General features: G+C 42.9%; 1 pseudogene. It reads left to right on the forward strand.

Annotated features, from left to right (window positions below):
• A pseudogene (locus tag SB725_RS31210) lies at positions 1–273 on the forward strand (3-deoxy-8-phosphooctulonate synthase); the annotation flags it as partial.

A 273-nucleotide genomic window follows, 5' to 3' on the forward strand; every position in this document is an offset into this window, starting at 1 on the left:
GTATGAATGTTTTAGAATCTAAAGAATTGGCATTTGAGATTGCTGAGCAGTATGTTGATATTTGCAAGCGCTTGGGTATCGGCTATGTTTTTAAAGCGAGCTTTGATAAAGCCAACCGCTCAAGTCTGCATTCGTATCGTGGGCCTGGTTTAGAGCAGGGTATCGATTGGCTAGGTCAGATCAAAGAAAAATTCCAAGTACCGATTATCACTGATGTGCATGAGCCACATCAAGCAGCACCAGTCGCTGAAGTGGCTGATATTATTCAGCTAC

Origin of the sequence: Pseudomonas sp. SIMBA_041 (assembly GCF_046535095.1) — a bacterium.
Lineage (GTDB): Bacteria > Pseudomonadota > Gammaproteobacteria > Pseudomonadales > Pseudomonadaceae > Aquipseudomonas > Aquipseudomonas mucoides.